The sequence below is a fragment of the Paenibacillus chungangensis genome (assembly GCF_042675905.1).
GTDB lineage: Bacteria > Bacillota > Bacilli > Paenibacillales > Paenibacillaceae > Pristimantibacillus > Pristimantibacillus chungangensis.
This window is the reverse complement of the sequence record NZ_JBHTJZ010000005.1, coordinates 174,030-200,532: the sequence shown is the minus strand read 5'-3', so window position 1 is coordinate 200,532 and position 26,503 is coordinate 174,030. Positions and strand designations below refer to the sequence as shown.

20 protein-coding genes are annotated in these 26,503 nt (G+C 48.5%); 2 read left to right on the top strand and 18 right to left on the bottom strand.

The genetic code is table 11. The annotated features are described in order from the left end of the window. Positions 1 to 81 precede the first annotated feature (81 nt). The 5 genes from ACFQ2I_RS03365 to ACFQ2I_RS03345 form a co-directional block, all read right to left on the bottom strand. Entirely contained in the window at positions 82 to 1,476 is a 1,395-nt protein-coding gene (locus ACFQ2I_RS03365; protein ID WP_377562183.1) for a YjiH family protein, read from the bottom strand. Positions 1,477 to 1,590: 114 nt separating this feature from the next. Continuing rightward, positions 1,591 to 3,153 (bottom strand): AMP-binding protein, encoded by a 1,563-nt coding sequence (locus tag ACFQ2I_RS03360; RefSeq protein WP_377562182.1) that lies wholly within the window; start codon positions 3,151 to 3,153, stop codon positions 1,591 to 1,593. 6 nt (positions 3,154 to 3,159) lie between these two features. Further along, positions 3,160 to 3,993: an SDR family NAD(P)-dependent oxidoreductase gene (locus tag ACFQ2I_RS03355; protein WP_377562181.1), complete on the bottom strand. Its 834-nt coding sequence runs from the start codon at positions 3,991 to 3,993 to the stop codon at positions 3,160 to 3,162. A gap of 101 nt (positions 3,994 to 4,094) precedes the next feature. Then, positions 4,095 to 5,045, bottom strand: coding sequence for a glucosamine-6-phosphate isomerase (locus ACFQ2I_RS03350; RefSeq protein WP_377562180.1), 951 nt, complete (start codon positions 5,043 to 5,045; stop codon positions 4,095 to 4,097). A gap of 29 nt (positions 5,046 to 5,074) precedes the next feature. Then, positions 5,075 to 5,785: a PIG-L deacetylase family protein gene (locus ACFQ2I_RS03345; protein ID WP_377562179.1), complete on the bottom strand. Its 711-nt coding sequence runs from the start codon at positions 5,783 to 5,785 to the stop codon at positions 5,075 to 5,077. 194 nt (positions 5,786 to 5,979) lie between these two features. Here ACFQ2I_RS03345 and ACFQ2I_RS03340 point away from each other — a divergent pair, with 194 nt between their 5' ends. Continuing rightward, positions 5,980 to 6,951: an AraC family transcriptional regulator gene (locus ACFQ2I_RS03340; RefSeq protein WP_377562177.1), complete on the top strand. Its 972-nt coding sequence runs from the start codon at positions 5,980 to 5,982 to the stop codon at positions 6,949 to 6,951. A 6-nt stretch (positions 6,952 to 6,957) separates the two neighbouring features. On the opposite strand, the gene ACFQ2I_RS03335 is transcribed toward ACFQ2I_RS03340, so the two are convergent. The 6 genes from ACFQ2I_RS03335 to ACFQ2I_RS03310 all read right to left on the bottom strand — a co-directional run bounded on the left by ACFQ2I_RS03335 (position 6,958) and on the right by ACFQ2I_RS03310 (position 14,996). Then, on the bottom strand, positions 6,958 to 8,127 hold the full coding sequence (locus tag ACFQ2I_RS03335; RefSeq protein WP_377562176.1) for a GNAT family N-acetyltransferase: 1,170 nt from the start codon (positions 8,125 to 8,127) through the stop codon (positions 6,958 to 6,960). Positions 8,128 to 8,180: 53 nt separating this feature from the next. Further along, positions 8,181 to 11,294, bottom strand: a complete 3,114-nt coding sequence (locus ACFQ2I_RS03330; protein ID WP_377562175.1) for a hybrid sensor histidine kinase/response regulator — start codon at positions 11,292 to 11,294, stop codon at positions 8,181 to 8,183. 296 nt (positions 11,295 to 11,590) lie between these two features. After that, a complete protein-coding gene (locus ACFQ2I_RS03325; protein ID WP_377562961.1) occupies positions 11,591 to 11,665 on the bottom strand; it encodes a hypothetical protein in 75 nt (24 codons plus the stop codon). Positions 11,666 to 12,098: 433 nt separating this feature from the next. Further along, positions 12,099 to 13,094: a phytanoyl-CoA dioxygenase family protein gene (locus ACFQ2I_RS03320; protein WP_377562174.1), complete on the bottom strand. Its 996-nt coding sequence runs from the start codon at positions 13,092 to 13,094 to the stop codon at positions 12,099 to 12,101. Positions 13,095 to 13,189: 95 nt separating this feature from the next. After that, positions 13,190 to 14,095: a helix-turn-helix domain-containing protein gene (locus ACFQ2I_RS03315; RefSeq protein ID WP_377562173.1), complete on the bottom strand. Its 906-nt coding sequence runs from the start codon at positions 14,093 to 14,095 to the stop codon at positions 13,190 to 13,192. A gap of 16 nt (positions 14,096 to 14,111) precedes the next feature. Next, entirely contained in the window at positions 14,112 to 14,996 is an 885-nt protein-coding gene (locus tag ACFQ2I_RS03310; protein WP_377562172.1) for an AraC family transcriptional regulator, read from the bottom strand. A gap of 167 nt (positions 14,997 to 15,163) precedes the next feature. Here ACFQ2I_RS03310 and ACFQ2I_RS03305 point away from each other — a divergent pair, with 167 nt between their 5' ends. Then, the gene (locus tag ACFQ2I_RS03305) at positions 15,164 to 15,985 is read left to right on the top strand and encodes a phytanoyl-CoA dioxygenase family protein (RefSeq protein ID WP_377562171.1); all 822 of its coding nucleotides are present in this window, start codon (positions 15,164 to 15,166) and stop codon (positions 15,983 to 15,985) included. Positions 15,986 to 16,112: 127 nt separating this feature from the next. Here ACFQ2I_RS03305 and ACFQ2I_RS03300 read toward each other — a convergent pair whose 3' ends face one another. The 7 genes from ACFQ2I_RS03300 to ACFQ2I_RS03270 all read right to left on the bottom strand — a co-directional run bounded on the left by ACFQ2I_RS03300 (position 16,113) and on the right by ACFQ2I_RS03270 (position 26,493). Further along, complete coding sequence (locus tag ACFQ2I_RS03300; RefSeq protein WP_377562170.1) at positions 16,113 to 17,639, bottom strand: mechanosensitive ion channel; 1,527 nt, start codon at positions 17,637 to 17,639, stop codon at positions 16,113 to 16,115. Positions 17,640 to 17,882: 243 nt separating this feature from the next. Further along, the gene (locus ACFQ2I_RS03295; protein ID WP_377562169.1) at positions 17,883 to 19,508 is read right to left on the bottom strand and encodes an extracellular solute-binding protein; all 1,626 of its coding nucleotides are present in this window, start codon (positions 19,506 to 19,508) and stop codon (positions 17,883 to 17,885) included. Positions 19,509 to 19,525: 17 nt separating this feature from the next. Next, a complete protein-coding gene (locus tag ACFQ2I_RS03290; protein ID WP_377562168.1) occupies positions 19,526 to 20,320 on the bottom strand; it encodes a response regulator transcription factor in 795 nt (264 codons plus the stop codon). Next, positions 20,305 to 21,747, bottom strand: a complete 1,443-nt coding sequence (locus ACFQ2I_RS03285) for a sensor histidine kinase (protein ID WP_377562167.1) — start codon at positions 21,745 to 21,747, stop codon at positions 20,305 to 20,307. The genes ACFQ2I_RS03290 and ACFQ2I_RS03285 overlap by 16 nt, the downstream gene beginning before the upstream one ends. A gap of 490 nt (positions 21,748 to 22,237) precedes the next feature. Further along, a complete protein-coding gene (locus tag ACFQ2I_RS03280) occupies positions 22,238 to 23,905 on the bottom strand; it encodes a DUF4855 domain-containing protein (protein ID WP_377562166.1) in 1,668 nt (555 codons plus the stop codon). An 18-nt stretch (positions 23,906 to 23,923) separates the two neighbouring features. Next, positions 23,924 to 25,546 (bottom strand): extracellular solute-binding protein, encoded by a 1,623-nt coding sequence (locus tag ACFQ2I_RS03275; protein WP_377562165.1) that lies wholly within the window; start codon positions 25,544 to 25,546, stop codon positions 23,924 to 23,926. Between the two features lie 50 nt (positions 25,547 to 25,596). Beyond that, positions 25,597 to 26,493, bottom strand: a complete 897-nt coding sequence (locus ACFQ2I_RS03270; RefSeq protein WP_377562164.1) for a carbohydrate ABC transporter permease — start codon at positions 26,491 to 26,493, stop codon at positions 25,597 to 25,599. Positions 26,494 to 26,503: the final 10 nt, after the last annotated feature.

The following is a 26,503-nucleotide window of genomic DNA, read 5'->3' as shown; positions in this document are numbered from 1 at the left end:
TACGATGTGCGCGAGACAAAGACAATAAAGCCCCAACCTGAAATGGGAATGACTCCCTTCAAGGTTGGTTTAATCGATCACCTACATGAACATAAACAGCAGATGCGCGGCGCCTGCGATAAGCGGCAAGGTAATAACGGTGCGCAAAAGGAAAATGACGATCAGGTCGCGCAGACCAATCGGCAGCTTCGAGCTGAGCAGCAAGCCTCCCACTTCGGACATATAGATCAACTGTGTCACCGATAATGCGGCGATGACGAAGCGAGTCAATTCGCTTGTTATGTCGGACGCCAGAAGCGTCGGCAGGAACATGTCCGCGAAGCCGACGAGGATCGTCTGAGAAGCCGCCTCTGCCTCAGGCAAGCCAAGCAGTTGTAGCAGCGGAATGAACGGTATACCCAACCACTTGAACAGCGGAGTGAATTCCGCAAGCGCAAGCGCGACGGTGCCGATCGCCATGACGACAGGTATGACGCCGCACCATAGATCGATAATGTTCTTTCCGCCATTGCGCAAGAACGAACGCGCGCCTTCATGACGTTCCGCTCTGCCAACCGCTTGATGGAGCGCCCACTTCCAGGGACGCCATCCTGTCGGAATCTGCTCCTCTGCAGGCGGCTTCACTCCGGCGGCATACGTGTCCGGCTTGCGCGACAGTGGCGGGATACGCGGCATGATAACGGCCGCGATCATACCCGCAGCCGTTACAATGACATAGAACGGCATGAACAGGTGGGCTAAGCCGACGTTGCTTAGCACGATGAAGCTGAAGGTGATGGAGACGGCGGTGAACGTCGTTCCGATGACCGCCGCCTCGCGCTTCGTATAATACCCTTCTTCATATTGCTTGCTTGTCAACATGACTCCGATCGTTCCGTCTCCCAGCCAGGAAGCCATGCAGTTGATTGAAGAGCGCCCCGGCAAGCGGAAGAGCGGACGCATAATCCGGGTCATCAGCGTGCCGAAGAACTCCAGTAAGCCGAAGTCAACGAGCAGGGGAAGCAGTAAGCCTGCAAGCATGAATACGACGAACAATCCCGGAATAAGACTCGTCAGCAGCAGGCCGCCTGTCGATTCCGACCAGATCCATTCCGGTCCAAGCTTCCAATAGACAAGCAGCGCGAACAGCATGCCGAATGTGCGCGTCAAGAACCAGAAGCGGGATATATCAAATAAAGCCTTCCATAACGGCAACCGCAGCAGACGCGCAGGCTTTAGCCAACGCGTATAGGCGGCGCCAAGCCATGCGATGATCGTTACGAATACCGCTGCAAGCGGCAGCCATGGCGCAAGCCATCCCCCAATCGCTTTCGCCAGGAAGGCGATCGGAACTGTCACTTCTCCCTTCCATGGGATCGGTATAACAAATAGCAGCAAGCCGAGCAAGGAAGGAATGATGAACCGCAGCAAGTTCTTACGTTCTTCGCTATGGGATGAATGCCGGGAATGCGCGTGTGTTTCGTGATTGGATGTCATGATGCGTCTATCTCCTTGATGTCAAGTATAAATATGCAGCATCGTCAATTTTAATACAAATCGGACGCAAAGCCAAGCGATCTGCAGCACACAAAATATGGCATACACTTCAATTCACGACTGTGGTGTTCCTTGCGTTCCTTCGATAGCTGTCCGCTTCTTGTCTCGCTTGCCCAGGCTCGTATATGCGATCTCGTCTGTGAAGACAACCTCCTTGGGAATCTGGTATCTGGCCGCCTTGCTGCGCAACCATGCCAACAGTTCCTCCTCCGTTAACGAAGCGTTCGGAACCCGTTGCACCACCGCTTTCAACCGCTGGCCGAACCACTCGTCCGGTATGCCGATGACAGCCGCATCTTCGATGAGCGGATGAGAATGCAACAGGCGCTCCAGCTCTAAAGGATACACATTTTCTCCTCCAGACACAATCATATCGTCCACTCTGCCGCACCAATAAAAATATCCCCCCTCATCCCTGAAGCCCATATCGCCCGTCTCCAGCCAGGTATGGCTGCGACTAATTAACGTCCGTTTATGTTTTATGCACATTTGCCCTACTTTACCCACGGATGCCGGCTTCTTGCCTTCATCTATAATAGATAGCTCGAGTCCTTCGATTTTTCGACCAATCGTAAGAGGATGCTGCCTCATATCTTGGGGAGTGGCGACGGTGCACAGCCCCGCTTCCGAAGTGCCGTACAAATTGTACAGCACATCTCCCAATCGGCTTCGCACCTCTTCCGCGAGCCCCGGATTAAGCTCGGCCCCGCCGGAAGCGATACAGACGAGCGACTTCAATTGATCGTAGTCATGCTTTATCATTTTCAACAGCATCTGTGGGACGACTGTAACGACATCCGCCTTATGCTTATCAATCCACTGACACGATTTTGCGGCTTCGAAACGGGACGTTAAAATGATTTTTTTCCCTAATGCTGTACACAATAACAGGAAGGCGATTCCGTAGCCATGATAGATCGGTGTGGCAATGTATGCCGTATGCCGTTCCTTCAGCTTGAGCCGTGACAACAATGTGAGGAATGGCGGCAAGTAATGGAATAGCGACGGTTGATGCGGAACCTCCTTCGCCCTTCCCGTCGTGCCGCCCGTCAGCAGCATAATCTTCCCGGCTGTTACCCGCTTGCTCCGGATCGTCGTCATATGCTCAGAGGCTTGCGCTAAGCGCTTAACCGACGGCTGATCGTCGGAATAACTTGACAGCCTAGTGCGAACATATGCTGATTGCACAACTAACGGCGTGAGCTCGTCATCATGCACCAGCAGGTCGAAGTCATGCAGCTTCGCCAGCTGATTGAACCGTTCCAGCCCCATCCCGGTATTGAGCAAGTAGATGTCTGCTCCCGTACATGACGCAGCGAATATAGTCTTCACCAAGGAAGTGTGATTGCTGCACATGACTCCGATCTTCTTGCCGCGGGCAAGTCCGTACTGTTGCCGGAATTGCAGCACAAGCCGCTCGGATTGGCGCCATAACTGTCTGTAGCTGAACGTCTCACGCTCATCCGCTACGGCAATCCGGTCTCCGTACGTCCTTGCCGCCAAGCTAAGCAACGCCATCAGATTGACGCCGTACTTCCAGATAGCAGCAGCTAACCGAAGTGCACCGCGGGGGGAGAGCATGTTCAATCGACGCATGACTCGAATCAACTTCAGCATATGACTTTACTCCCCCCTCCTAGCCATGAACCACGGCGCTATCCGCTCCCATAAGCCTCGTCCCAGCACTGAGGTAATTGCCCCCAATACGAGCCACCAAGGCCTGTATATTCTGCGTCTTGTCAGCATGGCGTTCACGATAATGCGCGCTGCTCGATCCGGGCTCATAGCAGGCATACTTCGATAAGCAGCCGTCGGCTCGATCATGGGCGTCCTCACTAACGGGAAGTAGATTGACGTTGTTGCGATACCGGCTGCATTCATCTCCGGTGCAGCGGAACGGAACCACGTATCGAACGCGGACTTGGAGGCTTGATAGGCCGCCCAATACGGGAACGGAATAAGCGATGCATTAATCGTCGATACATTGATGACCTGCCCCCGATTACGACGGAGCTGAGGAATGAGAGCCAGCACTAACCGGACAGGCGCGAAATAATTAATGGCCATCGTACGCGTGAAATCATGGTATCGGTCCAACGAATCCATCAGTCTGCGGTGAATAGAATGACCGGCGTTGCTGACGAAGACATCTACCCCGCCTTGCTGCCGGGATAGATGAGCAAGTAAGGCATCCATCTCTTCCTGTACTCTGAGATCCGCGCGGCATACGCTGACCGTGGCCGATAACGACTCCATTTCCCGTTTCATCTCCGCGAGTCTCTCGCCTCTTCTCGCCACAAGAATCAAATGAACGTCAAGATGGGCTAGCTGATACGCCAACGCCTCGCCAATACCGGAGCTGGCTCCCGTTATCAATATCGTTTTGCCTTGTAGGGCATCCTGTTTAAAATTAGATTTCGTGAACGTTAAGGAGTTCGCAAATGTTGTGATTGTCATAGGCCACCTCGTTATCGCTGCTTGTTCACTTATAAGTTCAACGCGCAAAAAGAAAACCCTTCGAAAAGGGTTTTCAACCACGTATTTGTTATTCTCACTGGTCAATTCAGTTCCGGCCCAAGCGGGCCAGCCAGTTCCTGCAAATAAAACAGCTTGCCGGGCAAAGTCGGCATATAGGTGGACGGGAGCCACCGGTCAGGACCGTAGCGAAGCGTCGTCCATAACGAAAGCCCTTGCCACTGCATCCCTCTGCCAAGGGCACCGTCGCAGCCGCCAATGATATAGTCGGACTGCAGGAACAATCCCGGTCCAATCGTGTTGGCGCGGCAGGATACCAGCGTCGTTCGGCTCTTGAAGCTGGTAATCGCATTCTGTTCGATCGTGAGCGGATGCAGTTGCGCAGCGAGTCGATGCGTTGCCTTGCTCCACGCCGCATCGCTGTCATATTCCGCGGCGAACTGCGGCTCCCAGAACGCGATATGCATCATGCGGCCAATCCCGAATACGGTTATGAGCTTGGCTCCTTCCGCCTTCAGTGTGGCGATCTTCTCCGCATACGTCGGCAGCGTCTCGGCTGTCGCGAAATGCCGTTGATCTTCGGGTATCGTATAGGCTCCCAGCGGTCCATAGAACGACTGCTCCATAGCGTATTGGAAAGAACCGGGGTTGTCGGGAGGCAGCGTTCGGCCCGCTTCGTCGCTCCATTCGTCCATATTGAATCCGTACACATGACTGCAATCCACTTGCCACTCCTTCAGGAAATACACCGCCCATTTGTACATGCCCATCGGCCCGACTGGAAAGATGAATGCGGCCTTCCGCCCCTCACTCTTGCATACCCGGATCTGCATAGCGATCTCGTGCCCCATTCGCACATCCAGCTCCGCCACCTCATCACAAGCAACTGGCAGGAATTGTGTATGCCAGAACGCTTGCCGCTCCCCGATAGAATCGGGCGGATGCGAGCAGCATCTGTCAATTCTGTCCATATCCCATCCAGCCGGATAGAAGCCTTCCAGCAATGATCCTTTCACCGTCTCCATGAAATTCATGTCCAGCACTCTCCTCGTTAGAATTCTGATTACGGCAGCAATCTGGCGGCGGTCAGCCTTGGCCATGCCTGACACTGCTTGAAGCCTTCGGCATAAGCGGCGCCGCACTGCAGCCCGCGGAACTTCGATACGGTCCGAACAAAATCCAGGAAGTCAATGCCGTCATGCTCGTACAGCCACTTGATCTGGCTCTCATGACAGCTGTTCATCCGCAGCTTAATGTCGATAAAATCGGAGATGTCCACATATTCCGTCGGAAGAAATCCGACTCCGGCCAACGTGTCCATGTAATAGATCGGCGCGACCATATGATGGGCCTCTTGTCCCGCTTCCTTGTTGAAATGCGGTACCGTCGCGGAGAAGCTGGCGTCGAACACTGCTTTGGACACTTCCATATGATCCTTCATATAGTCCTCAGGCGGATGGGTAATAATAAAATCCGGTTTGACATCGCGAATGACGGCTACCAGCTCCTGAACCAGCTCGTCTCCGTCTGCCTTCACCGACAGGTCAGGCACATCCAGCCCTATAACGTTCGCCCCGATCAGTTCGCCTGCCGACTTCGCTTCCGCTGCGCGTATCTTGGCAAGCGCCTCCGGATCAATAATCTTATGCCCTTTATCCCCATTAGCGACATGTACCATCGTGACCTGATGACCCAGCGAAGCGAGCTTCGCCAATGTGCCTCCGCAACCGATCTCCAGATCGTCCGGATGACAGCCTACTGCCAACACGTTCATATCGTTCCTCCCCTTCGACAAACACTTCACTTGCAATCCAGCCATTCCTCTCCAGTATAAGCTCCGCGGTTCAGGTAATCTTTAGCAAAAAGTACGTGAATCGTTGCAATAAGTTCGCACTTTCCCTTCCCATTCTCAAGCGCTTTCATTAAAATGGTATACATAATCAGCAGCATGGGAGGTTGAATAAGGCAATGGCAGACATCCCTCATCCGTTTGTCCGGACAAGACTAAAGGAATCATTTGAAGTGAAGGACATTATTTCGCTTCATTACTTTGAGTTTTCCAAGGATTTCAGATTTGAAGGGGAGAAGCACGACTTCTGGGAGTTTGTTTATGTAGACAAAGGAGAAATTGAAGTGTTCGCGGATACGGAGGGCTATTGTCTTCAGCAGGGCGATGTCATCTTTCATAAGCCGAACGAATTTCACGGGGTGTGGGCGAACCGAAAAGTCGCTCCGAACGTTATCATTCTATCTTTCGTCTGCGACTCCAGAGAAATGGCCTTCTTTGAGAATAAAATTGTCACATTGGATGCCCATCAGAGGGAAATACTAGCACAAATAATCAAAAACGGATTTGCCGCCTTTTATCCTCCATTCGACGATCCCCGGAACCACACATTAGCTAGACGACCGGAGGCGCCAATCGGCGCAGAGCAGCTCATCAAGCTCCATCTGGAAATGTTCCTGATTCATTTGCGCAGCTGCAGTGACTCCGCCACCGGCGAGTTGCGGCTGTCGCCACTAACCAAACAGCGGAGTGAACGCGAGCTGGTGAACCGCATGTGCGACTACATGGAGAACAACATATTTGGGGAAATTCGGCTTGAACAGATCTATACCGCCTTTAACTTGAGCAAGAGCCATGCCCTTGCCATATTCAAATCGCATACCGGGAACAGCATCATGAAGTATTATCGGCAATTAAAGCTGGAGCAAGCGAAAAAAATGATACGCGAGCATCGGCACAATTTCTCGGAAATTGCCGATCTGCTGCATTATAGCAGCGTACATACCTTCTCCAGACACTTCAAAACCTTCATAGGCATGTCGCCGTCACAATATGCTAGATCCGTCATCGCCAGAATGCAGTCGGACTCCGTTGACGGAAATCCCATAACGTTTCATAATCAGCCAAACCAGCAGAATGATCATGTTCAGTAAACCGAGCTATAGCTTCAGCTTGCGCATAAGCGGAACGCCGAAGCCGTTCAATACTTGCTCCAGCACTGCCCAACACCATCGTCTGCCTAATGGCAGATGCCGATCATACACCGCAGAATACTCAAAATCGGCGGTGGCTCCTCGATTCCGCTTGAATTGGGCGGCGCCGGCGCTCTCATGGAGCAAGTGCCCCGCCTCTCGCGACTGCCGGATCAGGCAAGCCGACAGCATCCGATACAGCCCGACGGATTGGGGCAATGTCGTATCGTAGCCGAACAGCGGCGTCGTCATGACGCCGTTACGGTTGAAATAGCCCATAACTGCATCCAGTCTTCCGTCCTTGCGCAGCCCGTAAATCGTCAAAGCGCCGCTCTGCATAGCGCTCGAGATGAATGACTCATTGAATTGCGGATTGTCGTAGGAGTACTTGTCCAGGTACAGCAGCTTGTACAATTCGGCAACTCGCGATAGATCGGTTTGCGTCATCTCGGACATCGAGACGAACGTATAGCCATTCCTGGCGATCAGCTCATAATCCCGCTTCAGCAGCCAGCGGGCTTTGGCATTGCCACAGTCAGCGTCGTTGTTACGGTACAGATAAATCTGCCTGCTTGGCACCAGCTTGCAGCCTTCTTCTCGCAAGGCGGCGATCATGTCCGGATGCAGAGAGGAACATAAAGAGCGAATGACGATCGCATGGCGGGGGAATCGCTCCCGCACCGCATGCAATATTGTTACGACCTGTTCTCCCGTCATATGAGGAAACAAGTTCGTCGACAACAGCCAATTATTGATGTGGACAACCCGATTCAAGTGCGAACGCTTCATTCCGTACCCCAATACGTGAAGTAATGCGGATAAGCCCTTCTCCAGCCGGGGACGCTTCAATAGCGACAGCTCTTGTCTCGCATAGCGAATATAGTGTGTATAAGGCGAGCACACGTAAGCATTGTCATATTCGCCTTCATTAACCGTTATGGGCAATATCAGATCATCCATTCTTGCAATCAGAATCATTGTATCGACATTGCGTATAAATCTTGAAGCCCCTTCCCGCATAAGCGGCTCTATATAAGCTCTGGCATAGCGACCGTCCTCGCTGTCCGGCCATTCGATACGATCCAGATTGCTCCGGTCGTACAGGATGACGCGGCTTTTCACCTGCTCCGTTTGCATGACTACGTTAACACCTCCGATTCCAGCTAATCGATCCAGTAAGCATCTGAAAACTATTGAATAACAAACGATACAATCGTCCCTGTCCCCGGAGAACTGCTTATGGACAGGCCTGCATCATATAGTCGCTTCAATCGCAAATCCACATTGCGAAGTGCGACTCCCCCTTCAGCAGCAGGCTTAAGTAAGCCGGCCACCACTTCCTCGCTCATTCCCACACCGTCATCGCTAACGATAACTTCAGCGCCGTCGCTGCGCTGGATCAGCTTGATTAGCAGCTTACCGCCTTCACGCCGCTCCATCAGTCCATGGTGAATCGCGTTCTCCACAAGCGGCTGTATGGAATATGGCGGCAATCGAAGCGCCTCCAAGCCATCATCCACCTCCCATTCCACCTGCAGCCGATCGTCAAATCTTGTTTTCTCAATAAACAAATAGGAACGAACAAGCGTCAGCTCATCCTTCAATGGAACTAACGTCCCTACATTCTTCATCTTGAACTTCTCTCGCAAGAAGTCTCCGAAGTAGGCGATCAACTCCTGCATCAGATCAGGGTTGACTGTATGCAGAGCGGCAATCGAATTCAATGTGTTCAAGAAAAAATGGGGCTCGATCTGAGCCTGCAGCCAAGCCGCCTCCATGCGAATTCGCTCCCGAATCGATGTGGTCAAGTTCGTCCAAGCCTGAACTCTTGCTTGCAACTCGCTTGCCTCGACAGGCTTGGTCACATAATCGTTGGCACCGACCCAAAAGCCGACTTCAATATCCTCCGGACGGCTGCGGGCGGTAAGCAACAGGACGGGCAGTTCGGACACTGTATAACGCTCCCGTATGCGGGAGGTTAATTCATACCCGGACATGCCAGGCATCATCACATCCGTAATAATCAGCTCCCACTTCTGCTCATGCACGAGCGCCAACGCCTCTTCACCTTTCGTCACCGTTACAACCTCATAATCATCCTTGGACAGAATAGACGTAATTACGCCCAAATTCAATGCATCATCGTCCACTGCAAGTATGCGCGGACGTTCCGTACCGTAAAGACGCATCGGAGCTTGATGCCCGTCATCACGAAACTTAAGCAGCGCAGCAGGCTCCAGCGTAGTCGCTGCAAAGGGCAGCTGATCAGGCTCAGCGGCTTCATCACGCTCCTTCAGAACATCCCCACTCATTCGCTCAGCAGGCTTTAAGGTGAACGTAAATTGTGAGCCCTTTTCAGGAGCGGAATGAACCTTGATTGTGCCGCCGTGCAGCTCTACGAGTTGCTTGCATATGTTGAGTCCCAAGCCGAACCCGCCTTCGTACCCGCTCAATGAGCCAGCTTGCTCGTATGGCTCGAACACTTTGCGAATCGTCTCTGGATCCATGCCGATGCCGGTATCCGATACGGTAATGTGCACCTTCTCCTTCACAATCTGCGCCTCAACACTGATCTCCCCTTGAGGCGTAAATTTCATCGCATTGTGCAGCAGATTTAAAATAATTTGAGTGAGTCGATTCTCGTCCGCCAGAACGGTAGGGAATGATTCCGGAATCCGGTTCGACAGCTCCACAGTTTTCCCTGTCGCCATATAGCGAACCATTTCCATTACGCCGTCAACGACAGGCTTCAAGGAGACGCTTTCGGTCTGAAGCCGCATACCTTTCTCCTTCAGCCGCGCAACGTCAAGCAAGTCATTAAGCAGATAGGACATACGCTTGCCTATTTTAAGGGCGGTTTCCATCTCGCGAACACTTAACTCACTGAGCGTCTCGCGTTCCCTTTCAAGCACAACCTGCGACATATTGATAATGCCGTGCAGCGGATTGCGGAGCTCATGGGACGTATTGACGAGAAATTCATCCTTTTTGCGATTTACATTCTCCAGCCTCGCTGCAAGCGCCTTTTGTTCGGCATACATGTCGAAGTAACGCTTAATCCATATCGCGGACAATAAAACCATACCCAATATCAGGTCAAAGGGATAATAAAGCAGCTTAAACCCTGTCATGATAAAAAACAGCCACCAGGCTATATGATTCGCAAACGCAAGAAAGACCAGAAACTGCAACAGGCCGGCCCCCAACCCCTTCTCCGCCATTCGGAACACAGATATGACAAGCAGAATCAGAATGGGAAAAGAGGTCAAAAAGATCACGTATTGCAAAACATTTCCGCCTTGGGGAGGAATAAGAATACTCGCTGCAATTCCCGCGAAAGCGGCAACTCTGTAAAATCGCAACACGCCCTTTCGCCACGCATCGGGAATATGAGAGCTCAACGTCTGAAGTATCGCATAAAAGAGGATCGTTAAGGCAAGACACAGCAGCTTAAAGCTCCAGTCATGCGTAATCGGCAGCCATTGCAGCAACAGCTTGTCTTCACTGCTGTTCACAAGAATAAGCGTAAAGCTTAGCATGGCCACCGCAAAATAAAAGCGGGACTTATTTCTTTCAATGGCATATAAAACGAACATATAGACCGCCTGGATCACCAAAGCGGCCGCAATCAGCTGCTGCGCCGCCATAGAACGCTGCTTCTCGGCGTAGACTGCTTCATCCGTACCGAACTTGAGCGAACGAATGAGTCCGCCGCTGCGCGAGTCCGTATAATTGGCAGCCTGGATGACAACATCAATCGTACCTTGCTCATCGGCCATGAAGGTTGCAATATACGGTTCATTCTCAGCTATATGCTCCTCTGCGTTAGGAGCGGGAAATCCAGAAGCCGCAATTAAGCGGTCGTTGACATATAGCTGGGAGGAGCTGCGTACGCTGGGCACGTAGATGCTGTAAGCTTCATTCGACGAATCGACAACAATGGACAGCCGATAGCTGCCGAAGCCGTAGGGGGTCGATAATCCCGGATACGACCCCTCATTCCAGCCTGAAGGGATCGACATATGCTGTGCATTCTCCTCCGGCAGCTCCTCCTCCCATTCATCCGACATGAGCAAGACACCGGGATAGAACCGCCACTCGCCGTCGAGTGTTACCGTCTTGCCGTTACTTGCATTCCACCCGCGCAAATCCAGCTTTCCTTGATATGCGAAGGGCTGATCGCCGGGCTTGAATATCTCTAGCCAGACGAGCCGTCCTCCAGTCAGCATGGAAAGGAATAAAACGATTATTATAATAAAAGTATATTTTCTCATCATGATGTATTTTTCGACAATATTCTTCATTTTCCTTCTTATCAGGAATTGATCACGAACATAAGATAACGGCATCCATCCCGGTTCGTAGCTCGCCCATTCCTTCAATCCGTAGACGATCGCAGAACAGCAACCAGTGATAACGCGACATTTGGCAGATCAAGCTTCCCGGCGCCTGGATCGCAGCTTCCAGCGTCCGATCCGTTCGCCAAGCGTTTTAATCGTCACCAAAAATCCGGCGATCATAAAGCCATAAGTATCTAATATCCACAATTGCTGCGCGCCGCTTGGTTGCAGATCCGCCGCAAGATTAAGCTTCGAACCACTTATTGCGAAACGGTAGCTTTCGTGCGATCCTGAAGTTCCAGCTTCCTCAGTATGGAGGTGAATTTCGTTTTCACCGTTTTCTCTGATATAAACAAATGCTCGACTATCTCTCTGTTGCTCCTCCCATCGTAATACGATAAAGCAATTCCCGCTCCTTGGGCGTCAGCTGGTCGAAGCCTATCGATGTCACCGGCCCACTTGTAGACTCTAGTGTTAGCTGCATACACTGCAGGCACGCTCGCTCGGGATTTCGCACTCTAGTGTTGGCTGCATACACTGCAGACTCGCACGAATCATTCCAATAGCTTCGGGTATTCAATTCGATTTTTTCAAGCTCTATATCACCGAAAAAAACGCAACCACCCCGGCTGCGTTTTCACCATCTAATAGATTTTCTCGCCACGCTCTCACATTTCAATAAATGCCTGCATTTTTTCTGTCTTGTTGCCAATCTTTTCACATTGGTAATTCGAAAGATGATTCCAAAGCGATTCTGCTTATCCAGTATTATTCCTTCTTCATCTCCATCGGCATCATCATGCCGTTGTCCATGCCCATCATCGTCACACTCACTCCTGCTTCGTCCGGGTCGGAGAGATAGACCTCCGTTCCGAATATCGGCTCCGCATAAGCATGGTGAGTACTGCCCCTGCCAAGAATTTGCCTATAGTTGCCTGAATCGCCCTCGTAACCGTCATGGTCCCAAGGCACCCACGATCTCGCATTGCAATAATGGCATACATAAGATCGGCGATAGCGATTCGTCGTGCGATTAGGATAAGAACGGTGGAACAGATGGGAATCGAAGAACAGCACATCGCCCGCGCTTAATTGGACAGGTATCGGCGACGGATAATGGGAGACGACTGTTGATAACGTATTCACCTCATCATCGATATGACTTACATTCCGGACAGCATGCAAATCGCTGAAAGCATCAACAGCGTGCACATTCCCGCCGACGCTGCTCTCCGGAGGATAGACAGGCTCATGATGGGAGCCGGGCACAACCCACAGGCAGCCGTTCTCCTCGTCGACCTCCTCCAGCGCGATCCATGCGCCGATCAGCGTGTCGGGGTGTGTTTTAATATAATAGGAATCCTGATGCCAGCCTTGCCCGCCCTTCCCCGGGGGATTCAGGAACATCATGGACTGAAGCGCGTAGACGTCGGGACCGATTAACGCTTCCGTAACGTCAAGAATCCGTGAATGAAGCATGCCGCGTTCGGCGGCGGGATGAATTCTCGACAGCATGTGCAGCCGCGTAGCGGCGGCGAATTCATCCCTCAGCGGATCAGTGCTGTCAGCCGCTCCTTTCTTATCCGGATTCAATGACTGTATTCGCACCTCTTCCGCAAGCTGGAACAATTCGGCCACCTCCGGTTGCTGAAGCAGGCCTCGTACGATCAGGTATCCTTCTCTTCGATAATGTCTGTATTGCTCCACACTCACCAAGTAACGATCTTTTCTATATTTGGACTTCGGTACATAAGCTTTTCCCATTCTGCACAGCTCCTCGCTAATGAATGATTGACTCCTCTTCATATTAGCGACCAAGACCCACGATTCCCATGGTCCAATACGTGCAATCCCTGTATTTATTTGATATCCGCATTCTTCACGACGACCAATCGATTGGAGGGATGCAGCACATAGGAATCCTTTGTAGCCATGGTATGCCGGAACAATGGAGAGCTGCACCGCTGAATATATTCCGTCGCTGTGATGCCACGCCATTTCTTGTACGTTCTTGAGAAATGATGCTCATCTCTAAATCCAACGCGATAGGCAATTTGCTTAATGGTGCCCAGACCTCTCAGCATCATGTCCTCGGCGCGACGCAACCGCTTCTCCAGCAGCATTTGCTTGGGACTCATGCCCATGACGGAGGTGAATACTCGCGTGAAATGCTCATGCGTCCAGCCGGATCGCAGGGATACCTCTCTCACGGTGAGGGATTCCGATAGCCTCTCCTCCATATAAGCAAGCGCATTTTGAATAGGGATCGGCAATTGTTCCGCTTCCTCACTGGCAAGCAGATCAGCTGGAGCAGCCAGCTCCTCCAGCGCCGCGGCCAACAATACCGACAATCGCCTTTGCCAATCTGGCGGCTGCGTACAAGCCAGCCAAATCAGTTTATTCATGATGGAAGCCGCAAGAGGATATTGTCTTGTCGGGAACATGATACGCCCGGCGTCCATCGCTGCATAGCCTGATTCCTTGCCGCGAAGTGGCTCGTATTCGAAGTGAATGAACAGATGCCGAACATCTTTTCCCTTATTAAAGTTGTAACTGTGACTTTCGCCCGGACGCGTAAAGATAAAACAAGGCTCGCTCAACAGAAAAGACTCTCCTGCCTCCGTATACCGGCTATTTGTGTCTTCGGGGAAGAACACAAGCTCGAAATCATCAATCGTTCGAGGTCCTAGTACAAATCCGGCTTGTACGACGATATCGCCCACGACATGGATACTTGGTAAAGCAATCAAGGAATCATCGTCCATGGATCCCACTCCCTTCTCAGTTATCGGCTCCTTCATCTCTATACCGGCCGGGCGACCGTCCCGTTTTGCTCTTGAACGTCTTGGAGAAATGGTGAATATCCGCAAAACCGCTGTAGGAAGCAATTTCCTCGAGACTCGCATTTGAACGACGAAGCAACTCGCAGGCATGCTTTACGCGCATGTCCAGAAGATATTGATGGGGAGTCATCCGGTAATGCTTCTTGAACAGCGTGTTGAATCGGGAGACGGACAGATTGGCTCTGCGAGCCATATCCCCAACCGAAATCGGTTCGCTCAAATGGTAGGACAAGTAGGACGTAATCCAATTCAGCGTCTGAGCGGGCGGCTGACGCTTCTCAAGCCCATCGGAATAATGCCGCAACAAAGATAGACACACTTCCATCATAGCAAATTGCGCATGAAGATCCATCCGCGGAGTATGGTACGACCAATATTCAACCGCCTTAAGGAATGGATCTCGCATTTGACTCACAAGAGCCGAAGGCAGCTTGACGGGAATTGGCCGTTCAAGCAGTTCGTCCAGCCTGGGTTGTAGGAGATGGGCATAGGCGCTAAGATCGATCTGACCGGCCCGCGTTGGAAAGCTTTGTTCCCGCGCCTCATTATAAAATAGATCCATATGGGCAAACGGCGTAATGGTACGGCTCCGCCCTTCAAGGGTGTGCAGACTGTTCGGTTGAATGAGCGCAAAGCTGCCCGCATTGAAGATGAGCTCCTCGCCATCCACCACGAATAGGCACTCCCCTTCCTGAACGTAGATCAGCAAATAGTCCAGGAGTCGCCGTACGGGCATGTTCCATGGTTTCCGTACCGCATAGTCACACTGTCGAATATATGGCGAGAGAGGGTGATAAGCAAGACATTCTGTTAATTTATCCATGGATCCCTCATATACGTTGTTTTTCTCTAGTTTACACTGAAACGGAATATGACAACAACTTTTTTTGACAAAACTAAGCGTTTTCCTGACAAAGCTGCACGTAAGGTGAATAAGGTATATTGATAACAGATCATCAACTTATGTTGTAGTGGAAAGGCGGTAAACGGATGGATAAATGGGAGCAAGAACTATCGCGGGAATATGTACTAACAGCAAATCAAATCAGTAAGTATGAAGAAGACGGTCACATTTTTTTGACAAATGTTCTCGGTAACGAATCTATCGCTCAATTCGAGAAGCACATCACGGAGTGGGTGATGAAGTTAAATAACCATGATAAGCCCGTATCCCAACGTGACACCTATGGCAAAGCGTTCATTCAGATCGGCAACTTATGGACGAGGAGCGAAGACATACAGAGATTCGTGATGGCAAAGCGGTTCGCGAAAATCGCAGCTAACTTGATGGGCGTTGACGGCGTTCGCATTTACCATGATCAAGCATTGTTCAAGGAGCCCGGAGGCGGCCATACGCCGTGGCACCAAGACCAAATCTATTGGCCGCTTGACACAAGCAACACGATCACGATGTGGATGCCGCTGGTACCGATTCCACAAGAAGTGGGTACGATGACATTCGCTAGTGGAACCCATAAGCTTGGTTATGTCAGCCGGCAGGAGATATCGGATGAGTCTCATCGCACGCTCGGCCAGTTCATCGAAGGCAGGAGCATCCCCCAGGTGAACTACGGCGCGATGGCTGCTGGCGACGCAACATTTCATGCGGGATGGACGATTCACAGTGCTCCAGGCAACCCTACGGCATTCATGCGCAAGGTCATGACTGTCATCTACGTCGCCGATGGCGTTCGCATTGCAGAGCCGGCAAGCAAGGCGCAGGTCAACGATATGAAGCAGTGGTTCCCCGGACTTGGTCCTGGCGATCTCGCAGCCAGCGAACTTAATCCATTGGTTTATGGAAGGGAGTAGGCCATACTGCGTCTTTCGAGTATACTCGCTGTACTCGCTGTATCTCACCATAACAAATAGAGACTTCCCGCCGTTGAACAGGCAGGAAGTCCCGCTTCATTAAATTGATGCGTTTGACTATTTATCATTAACCATTATGGTCATCGTTCTGTTGTTGTTTAGTTTCTTTCGCCTCAAGTCGACTTTGCCATTGCTTCATTATACTCGCCGCAAATTCGCGTCCACCAAGGCCGAATGCAAGACCAAAGGCAAGCGCAAGCCCGCCTAACGTCAATATAAATGCGGCATTAACGATGGAGTCGGCTACGCCTAGCTGGTCAAGCGCCATAAAGGATGACACAACGATAATGGCATACTTGGCAACTACGCTTAGTAATTTATAATTGTCCTTCACAAGGCTTGCTATCGTCCGTTGCGCGAAATTCCCTAGGAAAAGTCCAATTCCGATAACGACAATCGCTACAAGCAAATTAGGTAGATATGCAATCAAAGCTGTCACGAAGGTGACAAGCACTTGTAGCTTCACAATCTGCAAAGCTTCTGCTGTAAAGAATAAAATAATGATCAGTTGAGTTACGCGTCCCACAATTTGCGATGCGGTCAAATTCGTTGAAGACGAATCTACGGCGCGCAATCCCAAGTAGTTTAATATCCCGTTAAATCCAAGCTTCTCCAGGAGGCTGGCTACTAAATTGCCAACGACTTTTCCCAGCCAGACACCGATCAGAATAAGCAATATGCTTATTATGACATTCGGAAGCATTGACAATATAGAAGAGAGCATCGCAACGGCCGGCTCAGAGATCCCTTGGATATCCAACGTTTCAAGCGCAGCAATAACAGTCGGAATTAAAATGAGAACGTAAGCCACGGTCCCGATAACCGCGGAAATATTGGTGTTACTGAATATTTTGCTCAATCCGAAGCGTTCCGACAATTTCTCCACTCCGATGGTGAACAAAAACTTCGTTAAAATTTCACGCACAATTTTGGCAGCGAGCCAGCCAATCAACAAGATTAACGCAGCTCCGAACAGCTTCGGCAAAAACTCGAGGAATTGGGAGAGCATATTGGACATCGGTCCAGACACTGCTGAAATCTGAAGCGCTCCAAGCACACCCGGTATAAAAAGGAGAAGTACTAAGTAAAATACAATGCGTCCAGCGCTTTGCAAAGCCTTCTCAGAATTTTCGGGATTGCGAATAATGCTCCACTTTGTTAGCAGGCGATCAATCCCGATCTTTTTCCCCCCTGTTTGAATCAGGAAGCTGAGCACAGAAGCTATCATCCAGCCGATAATGAGAATAAGCGCCGCCTTAAAAATGCTCGGAATCGATTCCGCAACGATGTTCATCATGTTGACGATCGGTTCGGCAACAATTTGCAGACCTAGTATATTGAAAAACAAGATAACAACGAAAATCATCAATACGTAAAAAACAATTTTACTTATTATGACATGAGACTTGTATTTTGAATCGATTTTGATATATTCAAACAGCTTATCGTCCCACTTGGTCTTCGCCAATACAGCTTTAACTAATCGCGCGATCAATGCAGCAACCAACCATCCGATTAAAAAGAATACAACGGCATAAACAATGTCGGGCAACTGGTAGAAATAATCTTCTAACGTCTCGAAAAGTGATTCCATTTTCATCCTCCCTTTCAAATGATAGGATTGGTAGCAGAAAAACTGATGAAATTGGATTTCGACAAATAGCCATGTGGACATGTCGATTCACCAGCTTCTTTCGGATTATTATACTGATATACACATAAATGTTAAACCCATATAGGCAATTTCTTTCAATAAGTTTTAAATTAGCCGCCTATAAACTCACGTTCTTTTCCAAATGGCGTATTATGATCTTCACGAATTACAGCTATAATCGTTTCACCTCGTTTTCACTTTCTCTAATTCTATTTCGATTTCATGTTTGATATCATTGCCGCCCCGCTTCTTCCACTCTTCCACGAACTGATCAAATGCATCAATGGGCTGTTCGCCCAGCATGATTTTGAAAAAGGTTTCGTTTTCCAACTGCTGCAGCTCGGCCCACTTTTTATCCATCGTTCCTGTCGAGGATGTGAACACTGGCTTCAGTTCTTCATAGCTTTCTTTTATAACCGCTCCAGAGTAGCGATAGGCATGAGACGCCGCCCAATCGCCTGCATTCGCGCCGGGATTCTTCAGATCGCGCAAGTACCGTTCATAAATAGATAACATCTCAGGAGACTGTCTCTCAAGGTTCACATCACCATTTATCATTTCCATTAATCTATCGTGTTTTCTAGTGACGGCATCTCTGTAGTCCACAGACAGCATTAAAGGAAACATATCGATATACGTAACATCTAGCTGCATATCTTTCGTCGTCGGTTGCCTTCCGAACCGGGTTTGAAAATTCAAGTTCACAATAAGAGCTTCCGGATGCTTAAAGCCTTTCCGTACAACATAGAAATTATTGCTAATCGGCACTCTAGTTGCTCGATAGACGCCATTGTCATCCGCCACGGGATAAGGCTTCCAATCCGCTTCGGTATCCTTGTTAATCGCCTGCCCAATTTCCCAAGGTGCCCACCATGGCGCAAAAAATATACCTGTTTTTCCATTGACAACTAGCTCATATGGATTTTTGCGGAGTGCAAAATCTTTGTCGATTAATCCAGCTGCATACCAATCACGAACTTGGGCAAGTGCTTGCTTAGCTTCTGTCGTTGTCGAGCCATAAACCAATTCACCCTGCTTATCCCAATGCCACACGTTAGGATACGCTTCCATAGCATTGAATACAGCCTTAAAGTCATGGGCTTCCGTATATCCACCCGATGTTAGAGATTTACTGTTCCCCGTCAAGCCAACTGTATCGTTCAGACCGTTTCTATCTGGGTCTCGCTCTATAAATGCTTTAGCTATTTCCGCAATGTCATGAAGCGTCCGGGGTTCAGGAAGCTGTAAGCGCTCCAGCCAGTCTTGACGCACCCAGACAAGCGGATAGGAATCTGCTTGCGGCAATATATCCGGAATAGCCATTAATCTGCCATTGTATGTCGCATTATCCAGCGCTTCCCCCTTTGTTACACCATAGATTTCCTTGAGCAAAGGGGAGGCGTACGCTTCATATACCTCCGTTAAATCTTCCAGCAGATCCGCTTCCACCAACGCACGAAATTTCTTCTCGTCAACGATCATTGCGTCTGGCAAGTCTTCGCTTGCCAAAGCAAGATTCAGTTTTTGCTCATAGTCATTTCCAATCGCATACCAACGCACTTTGAACTTCACATTCGTCTCTTCAAACAGATACCTTGTGAATAAATTATCTTCAATGGTATCTCCGTAAGGCAGCTTTAACCCCGGTCTAATCAACTTAACCATGGATACCTCCACTGGCTCCGGGAGCCGATAAGGATCAATTCCCTCAATCAGCTGATCTTGCTTCCTCTCCACTGAATGATTGCTTTCCGAGAGACAGCCTGTTAATAATACAACGAACATGACCGACAATAGCAGTTTGTACATGCAGACGCAGTCCTCCTTTATAGCGTTCGACCAGACATGCGTTTCTTTCTATACTCACTGGGTAGCTCGCCGGTAACCGCTTTGAACACTTTGCAAAAATACTTCTCATTAGGGTAGCCTGAACGGGAAGCAACCCAATAGACGGGCTTCATCGTTTGTTCCAGCATAACTTTCGCCTGGGAGATGCGAATATCCCTTAAGTGTTCATTGAAAGTTCGACCGGTAAAGTCTTTAATGCAGCGAGCAAAGTAACTGCGGCTCATATTTACTTCCTTAGCTACTAGATTCAATGATAATTCGCTTTCATATTTCGTTTGAATAAAGTCGAGTGCCTTACGAATACATGCAAGCAAATCATCAGAGCTTTGCAAGTTTACAGATTTGAAGGATTCAGCGATCCCTTGTTGAGGTAAGCCGTCATGGCGTTCCGAATATTCCGTAATTCTTTCGCGAATTCGTAACATGACCTCCTCCATTTGTTCATTTTCCAATTCTATTTTTGTAATATAATCAATAGCCCCCAGCCGAAGCGCCTCCTGAATAAGGTCGAAATCCTGATGAAAAGTTAAAACGACTGCGTGAATATGAGGATATAGTCTCTTCACTTCCCGCATTAATTGAATGCCTGACATCAAGGGCATCGCCAAATCGGTTATGAGGACATCCACCTGTTCTCGACTTAAAAACTCTAACGCTTTCTTTGCGCTTCCCGCTTCACCAGCTACCTGGAATCCATATTTCTCCCACGGCATCATGCCGATCAATCCCCGACGCACCAAATGATCATCATCCACCACTAACACTCTGAGCATGACATATCTCCTCCTCCGGCAATCGGCAACCGCAATATGACAGTTGTACCGTATCCAGGCTCACTTTCCATACTTAGATTCGCTTTTTCTCCAAAATGAAATTGCAATGTACGAACCACATAGGGCAGACCAATGCCTAGTCCAAAGGTTTTATGATCATCTGTTTCACCGCTAAGCAAGCGAATGATTTCCTCCTTCTCCATTCCTTGCCCGTTGTCTTTAATCCGAATTTCCACTTCCTGTTTATTTTCCTGTGAAACGGATACTTCTATGAGGCCATTATCATCGTCAAGCCCATGAAATAGAGCATTTTCTACGATGGGCTGTAAAATAAATTTCGGTACAGGAAGTTTCAGCACTTGCTCATCTGCCTGAATTCGAAGATCAAACTGAAAATGGTAGCGAATGCCCTGCAACATAATATACTCGCGAATCGCATCCAGCTCGTCTTTAATGGGAGCTGCTTTCTGTTTGTTTAAATTGTAATGAAGCACCTTGTTCAGGGTCGACACAAGACGGTCAATCTCATGCTCTCCTTTCGTCCGTGCAATCCATCTAATCGTATCCAGCGTGTTATGGAGGAAGTGCGGGTTTATTTGATGCATTAACCGTTCTACCTCCATCTCCGCCTTTCTTTTTTCCTTCTGTTCCACCTCTTCTATTAATTCTGTAATGCGCCTCCTCATTTTCGTCACTTCGGAATGAATCGTATTAAATTCCAAATTATTGGACCAGCGAGGAGAATAAGAGAGCTGGCTTCGATTGACGTATCGAATATCTTGATATAAGTGATACATGGGTTTGTACAATGAACGCCAAATAATAAGGGCGAACATGCTGCTGACGGCAATGGACAAAACGCTAAATAAGATGAATTGACTTTTCCAGTCATTAATTTCTGATTCAAAAGCCGAAACGGGAACGGCGGCGACAATATTCCAGGTGGGACGATGTTGTTCTCCAAATAAATAATAGCCTTTATGAAGCTGCTTGTTCTCAGTCATTACCGGCAGCATGCCTCCAACTCGAAAATCCACTTCATTCTCGCTGTAAGTAATACGGCCGTCCCCATCCACAATAAGATGATAAGTACTTGCATTTAGCGGCTCATTATTAATAATGGTTTCGGCAAGCCGGAAGCTGGTTTCTATATATAAGCTGACATCCTCCCGCTGGGGCAATTCTACTTTGCGACGGACAGAAAATACTTGACTGCCATCAAGCGGGTTCAGAGATGTATGCGGTCCATAATAAGTCATTTTTCTCGTTTTCATGAGAATAGGCATCCGCTCTAAGTCTAACGTGCCTTGCATGCTGTAATTTTCAAACAAATATTGATTCGTGCTTTCAAGATAATAAAAGGTGAGTCCAATAAAGGGATTTGTAAAACTGATCAAATTAAGCTCGCTTACAATCTCATCGTACATCGCTTTTTTCTCATAGGAATCCGCTTGCAAATACCGCTCCAGATTTTTTCCTACACGTCCGTCAAAAGCAAGCTGTTGCGATACATGGTTCAATTGATTTAATGTATTGTCCAGTGACAGGCGCACTTGTCCCAAATGACTTCGAACACCCCTCTCTGCTTTGTTATCCAATATGGAATACAGTGAAATATAGGAGATGATTCCGATTAAAACAAGTGGTGTAAGCGCAGTCATCAACAAATAAACGGTCAGCTGTCTTTTAAGCGTATACTGTTTCAATCGCCGTTTATCTCCGTTCCTCAGGGCAAAACCCGGCCATCTTCCCATTCTCAATCCAGTCATCCCCGGTTCCTTTAGGAATTGAAGCAAATGATACAATCCCTTAATCGAAATCTGACGATTAAAGGATTGTATCACGATAAACTTCCCTCTATCCTATTATAGAGAGCGGCTATAAGCAATAGATCAAGGCGAAACGGCCCACACCGCTTTATTTATTATTTGTAATGAAGCGGTACAGCTTGTCGTAATTGTCCCGCACGACTGGATCATCGCTTCTCGCCGCATCCAATAGCGCTGTGTTTCCCTGATAGTAACCGCGGAAAGTATGGTGGTGATAACCATGTTGCTTGGCGCCGTCCAAATAATCTGACAGCCGTTGTCTATAAGAAGCGTCCGTATTTATTCTTTCGTCAAATTCAATTTCCACACCCATTCCCAGCGTTTTCGCCAACTCGGCTGCATCGTCAATGCGCGAAGAATCACTATCATGGAAAAAATGATTGGGTTGATAGGCAACAGCGTCAAAGCCGAGCTCTTGCCAAGTATTGAATTGATACCCACGGTAACGTGGAATCCAATAGAATTTCAGTTGCTCATCATGCACGCGCTCGGAGGTGAAGCGAATCAGTTGAGAATCGCCTGTGCCATCTGGCGCCACCTCTTCGTTAAGCCAGTATAGCCCGCTTAAGGTTAAGTGTGAATAGTTTTTATCCTGCCAACGCTTCAAGGCTTCGTCTATATACCATTCTACCGCTTTTTTCTTATTGGCAAGCGAAGCTTCCGCTCCCACTTTAGCAGCATTGAAGTTTTCGCTGATGCCGTCGCCGTCCACATCACCGAAATTGTCTTGCGGTTCTGCCGGGTAGGGGATCATGAGTACCACTTTAAATGGAACCTGCTCCTTGCCTAATTGCTGCGATACCTCTTGCACCGCTTCATTTAATTGATCCATATCGCCATTCTCAGCGAACGTCTTGTTCAGATACCACTGCCAATCCTCGAAAGTCGAGCCGTGAAAGGACATCTCGAATGCACGTCCGGCAGGCGAGCTTAGCCCTAAATAGAGCACACCGTCAAACATCCAATCCTGAGGTTTGCCGTGCTCATCCACATAGCTGAGATACGGAATAATTTCCTCTTTTGTCCAATCGCCGAGCCCAGCGCCATAGTGTCCGTTATATAGCAGCACCATATCGCTAATATCGTCAGTAGCGAGCTTGCTTGGTTTCAAATATTCCGGTTTGGGCGCTATGGCCTTTTTTGCGCCTTTCACTTTGCCGTCATAACCTAACACTTCAATCTCATCAAGAAAAACCCATACATTCGTGGTGAAGGAAATCTTAACGTACCGAGCGTAAGCCATAGCTGTATGCTTGTTACCGCCAGGCACACCATGCTCTGTTCCATCCCATACATATTCATAGAGGGGCGGATTAGCTAACCAGAACGCTGCAGGAGCTCCTTCATGACGAAGCAAATCCCAGCTATCGCCGTTATTGGAGACGGAAATAGAGACCACATTGGGATATTGAATGCCTCCAGAAGTCGCTTGCAGAAAATTCGCTTTAATAGTTGCTATTGAAGCGTTTGTCCCTAAATCGATGACCACGTCCCGATTATTTCCTTTATAGAAGCCGACCCATGCCTCGTCTTCATAAGCAGTGACTCCACGTATGCCATCGGTAAGCTTGTTACCGTTATCGGCATATTGAGGATCTGCCGGCTGATTGATATGATACGGTTTTCCAAGCGCTAAATTGCTGGGACCCGCTGCTGATGCTGGTTGAGCCCCCTCCTCCTGTTCGTTCGCAAAAGTGGATGTAACGCCGGCCATTAGAATCACTACCGCTAACAAGCTAATAGAAAATTTTCTCATATGCCTTCTCCATCTCCTTTAATTCGAAATCATAGCTTGATAACTCTCATAAGTACGATCTTGAATTTGCTGCAATTCATCCAACTTCAATTTTTGCAGTTGCTTAACAAAATCATCAAATTTGGAGATTGGTTCTTGTCCGATGACAAACTTTGCAACCTTTTCGTCTACAAATGTATTGATTTGTGTTGTAAGCTCTCCATATCTTTCAATATCGTCAGATGCATACTTAAGTGTCGGGTATGCCGGGTGGAAGTAATCCTTCTCGATATAATTGTACATCTGGTTGAAGGAATCCTCATCCGCAATCAATTTTTCATATTGTGGGTGCTGGCGGAAGCCGACCCACGCCTGACCGCCAAAACGAAGCAGACCATTATAGATCCCATCCGGACTATCTGTCACTTTATCGGTATATTGATAATTACCCTCCGCATCCAGCGTATACGTATCCCCTTCTTTACCGAAATTGAACAGAATTTGTCCTTCATCACTATTCACATACTCAAATATTTTCATCGTCAGATCGACATGTTTATTATTCGCTGTAATTCCCCAGCCCAATTGAATCACGCTTTTTTGCTGCTTATGTGTCAGCGGCTTATCCCCTTTGTTCAATATAACAGGCGGCGTCGACTGATAGTTAAAGCCATCAATTTTTTGGGCTTCCGGTTTATTCTTAAAACCGGCAATGTGGCCAATCCAGTGATTCGTCGATCCGACACGATCGTTCAATATCATCGTGTCCAAATCCGTTTTCTGGCGCGTCATCAGCTCTTTATCCAATAGCCCCTCTTCGTACCAACTATGCATTGTCTCCAAAAACGCCTTAAAGCGCGGATCTGTAGGCGTATATATCATTTTGCCATTTTCTTCCGTCCAACGATTATCCCAGTCCCAATTCAATCCCCACGCATCAAGGAAACCCATGAAATAGTGACCTTGCGCCTCTGACGCAAACGGAATTTCATCATTGGGATCTCCATTGCCGTTGGCATCTTGCTCTTTAAATGCTTTCAACGTACGATGCCAGTCTTCAATCGTATCCGGAACAGGAAGATTCAAGCGGTCCAACCAGTCCTGCCGAATCATCGATCCTGTAGATGTGCGGATCGCGGACATCATCGGTACCGCATAGATGTTGCCTTCATCGTCCGACGTCTGCATAAATGCGTCTTTATCATCAATCACGTGCTTTTTAATGCTTGGTGAGTGTTGCTCTATTAATGCATTCAGAGGAATGAAGGCACCTTCCTTGCCGAACATGTTAATATCCTTCAATTGTCCGGCAACGATATCAGGATAGTCGCCAGATGCCATGGTGAATCGGAACTTCTCGCTCATTGTTGTATTGTCGCCCGTAATAAAATCGAATTCCACATTAAATTTTTCGCCAATCGTTTTCCAGGTTAATGTTTCATTGGAATATAAGGACTCTGGTGAACGGCTGACAATAAACAAGGAAAGCTTCGTTTTTTCTTTATTACCTTCCTCCTGGATATTCTCTTGTTTCTCACGATTGCTTTGGCTATTCGAATTTGTTCCTTTGTCCGTGTTTGAATCGTTGCCGCATGCCGCAGCCGTTAACACTAAAGCTCCCATAATTGTCCATACAACGAAATTCTTCAGTTTACGTCTCACTTTTAATAACCTCCCCAAGTTGTGTATACACCTTCAAATGATCAATGATATTAGCTTTTTATCGCGCCAATCATCACCCCTTTCACAAAGTGCTTCTGCAGGTAAGGGTAAATGAAGATAATGGGCAACGAAGTAATAATAATAGCGGCATATTGAATCGTCAGCGGCAGCACGCTTGAATCCAACAACAGCGCTTGCTTCAACTCTTTATCAAAGGCGCTATTGCGGATAATGCGCATCAACAACACTTGCATCGGCATCAAACGTTCGTCGCTGAGAAAGATGGATTCCCAGAAGAAGGAGTTCCATTTGCCGATCGCATAATATAGTCCCAACGCTGCGAAAACCGGTTTAGACAGCGGTACAACAATTTGGAATAGGATACGCATTTCGCTGGCGCCGTCCATTTTGGCAGATTCCTTCAGTTCTGCCGGCAAGCTGCTGAAGTAAGTGCGCATAATAATGATATAGAAAGTAGAAATAGCTCCATAAAGCAATATGCCTATTCTTGAATCCAGCAAGCCCATATTACGGATAACAAGATAGAAAGGGATCAGTCCGCCGCTGAACCAAAGAGTTATAGCCAAAAATATCGTTGCCGGTCCGCGCAGCTTCCATTCCTTGCAGGAGAGCGGGTATGCTGCCAGCGCTGTAAACAATAAACTGATTATTGTACCCACGACCGTATAGATAATCGTATTGAGATAAGCCATGGCGATTCCCTCATAGCTTAGCACTGTTGTATATGCCGCCAAATTAAAGCCGGCTGGCCAAAGGAATACTTCATTTTTCATAACCGCGCCAGTCTCGCTTAATGATACGACAATGATATAGTAGAACGGATAGATGGTTACAAAACAAACAAATAAAATAAAACCGTATACTAAACATAAAAAGAATATATCCGACCAGTCTCTTTTATCTCTTTTATAGGCTAATGTGGTCATACTCGTCTCC

Coding starts and splice junctions, on each gene's coding strand:
- ACFQ2I_RS03365 (WP_377562183.1), bottom strand. CDS start 1,476: ATGACATCCAATCACGAAACACACGCGCATTCCCGGCATTCATCCCAT.
- ACFQ2I_RS03360 (WP_377562182.1), bottom strand. CDS start 3,153: ATGCTGAAGTTGATTCGAGTCATGCGTCGATTGAACATGCTCTCCCCC.
- ACFQ2I_RS03355 (WP_377562181.1), bottom strand. CDS start 3,993: ATGACAATCACAACATTTGCGAACTCCTTAACGTTCACGAAATCTAAT.
- ACFQ2I_RS03350 (WP_377562180.1), bottom strand. CDS start 5,045: ATGAATTTCATGGAGACGGTGAAAGGATCATTGCTGGAAGGCTTCTAT.
- ACFQ2I_RS03345 (WP_377562179.1), bottom strand. CDS start 5,785: ATGAACGTGTTGGCAGTAGGCTGTCATCCGGACGATCTGGAGATCGGT.
- ACFQ2I_RS03340 (WP_377562177.1), top strand. CDS start 5,980: ATGGCAGACATCCCTCATCCGTTTGTCCGGACAAGACTAAAGGAATCA.
- ACFQ2I_RS03335 (WP_377562176.1), bottom strand. CDS start 8,127: ATGCAAACGGAGCAGGTGAAAAGCCGCGTCATCCTGTACGACCGGAGC.
- ACFQ2I_RS03330 (WP_377562175.1), bottom strand. CDS start 11,294: ATGAAGAATATTGTCGAAAAATACATCATGATGAGAAAATATACTTTT.
- ACFQ2I_RS03320 (WP_377562174.1), bottom strand. CDS start 13,094: ATGGGAAAAGCTTATGTACCGAAGTCCAAATATAGAAAAGATCGTTAC.
- ACFQ2I_RS03315 (WP_377562173.1), bottom strand. CDS start 14,095: ATGGACGATGATTCCTTGATTGCTTTACCAAGTATCCATGTCGTGGGC.
- ACFQ2I_RS03310 (WP_377562172.1), bottom strand. CDS start 14,996: ATGGATAAATTAACAGAATGTCTTGCTTATCACCCTCTCTCGCCATAT.
- ACFQ2I_RS03305 (WP_377562171.1), top strand. CDS start 15,164: ATGGATAAATGGGAGCAAGAACTATCGCGGGAATATGTACTAACAGCA.
- ACFQ2I_RS03300 (WP_377562170.1), bottom strand. CDS start 17,639: ATGGAATCACTTTTCGAGACGTTAGAAGATTATTTCTACCAGTTGCCC.
- ACFQ2I_RS03295 (WP_377562169.1), bottom strand. CDS start 19,508: ATGTACAAACTGCTATTGTCGGTCATGTTCGTTGTATTATTAACAGGC.
- ACFQ2I_RS03290 (WP_377562168.1), bottom strand. CDS start 20,320: ATGCTCAGAGTGTTAGTGGTGGATGATGATCATTTGGTGCGTCGGGGA.
- ACFQ2I_RS03285 (WP_377562167.1), bottom strand. CDS start 21,747: ATGTACGATGAGATTGTAAGCGAGCTTAATTTGATCAGTTTTACAAAT.
- ACFQ2I_RS03280 (WP_377562166.1), bottom strand. CDS start 23,905: ATGAGAAAATTTTCTATTAGCTTGTTAGCGGTAGTGATTCTAATGGCC.
- ACFQ2I_RS03270 (WP_377562164.1), bottom strand. CDS start 26,493: ATGACCACATTAGCCTATAAAAGAGATAAAAGAGACTGGTCGGATATA.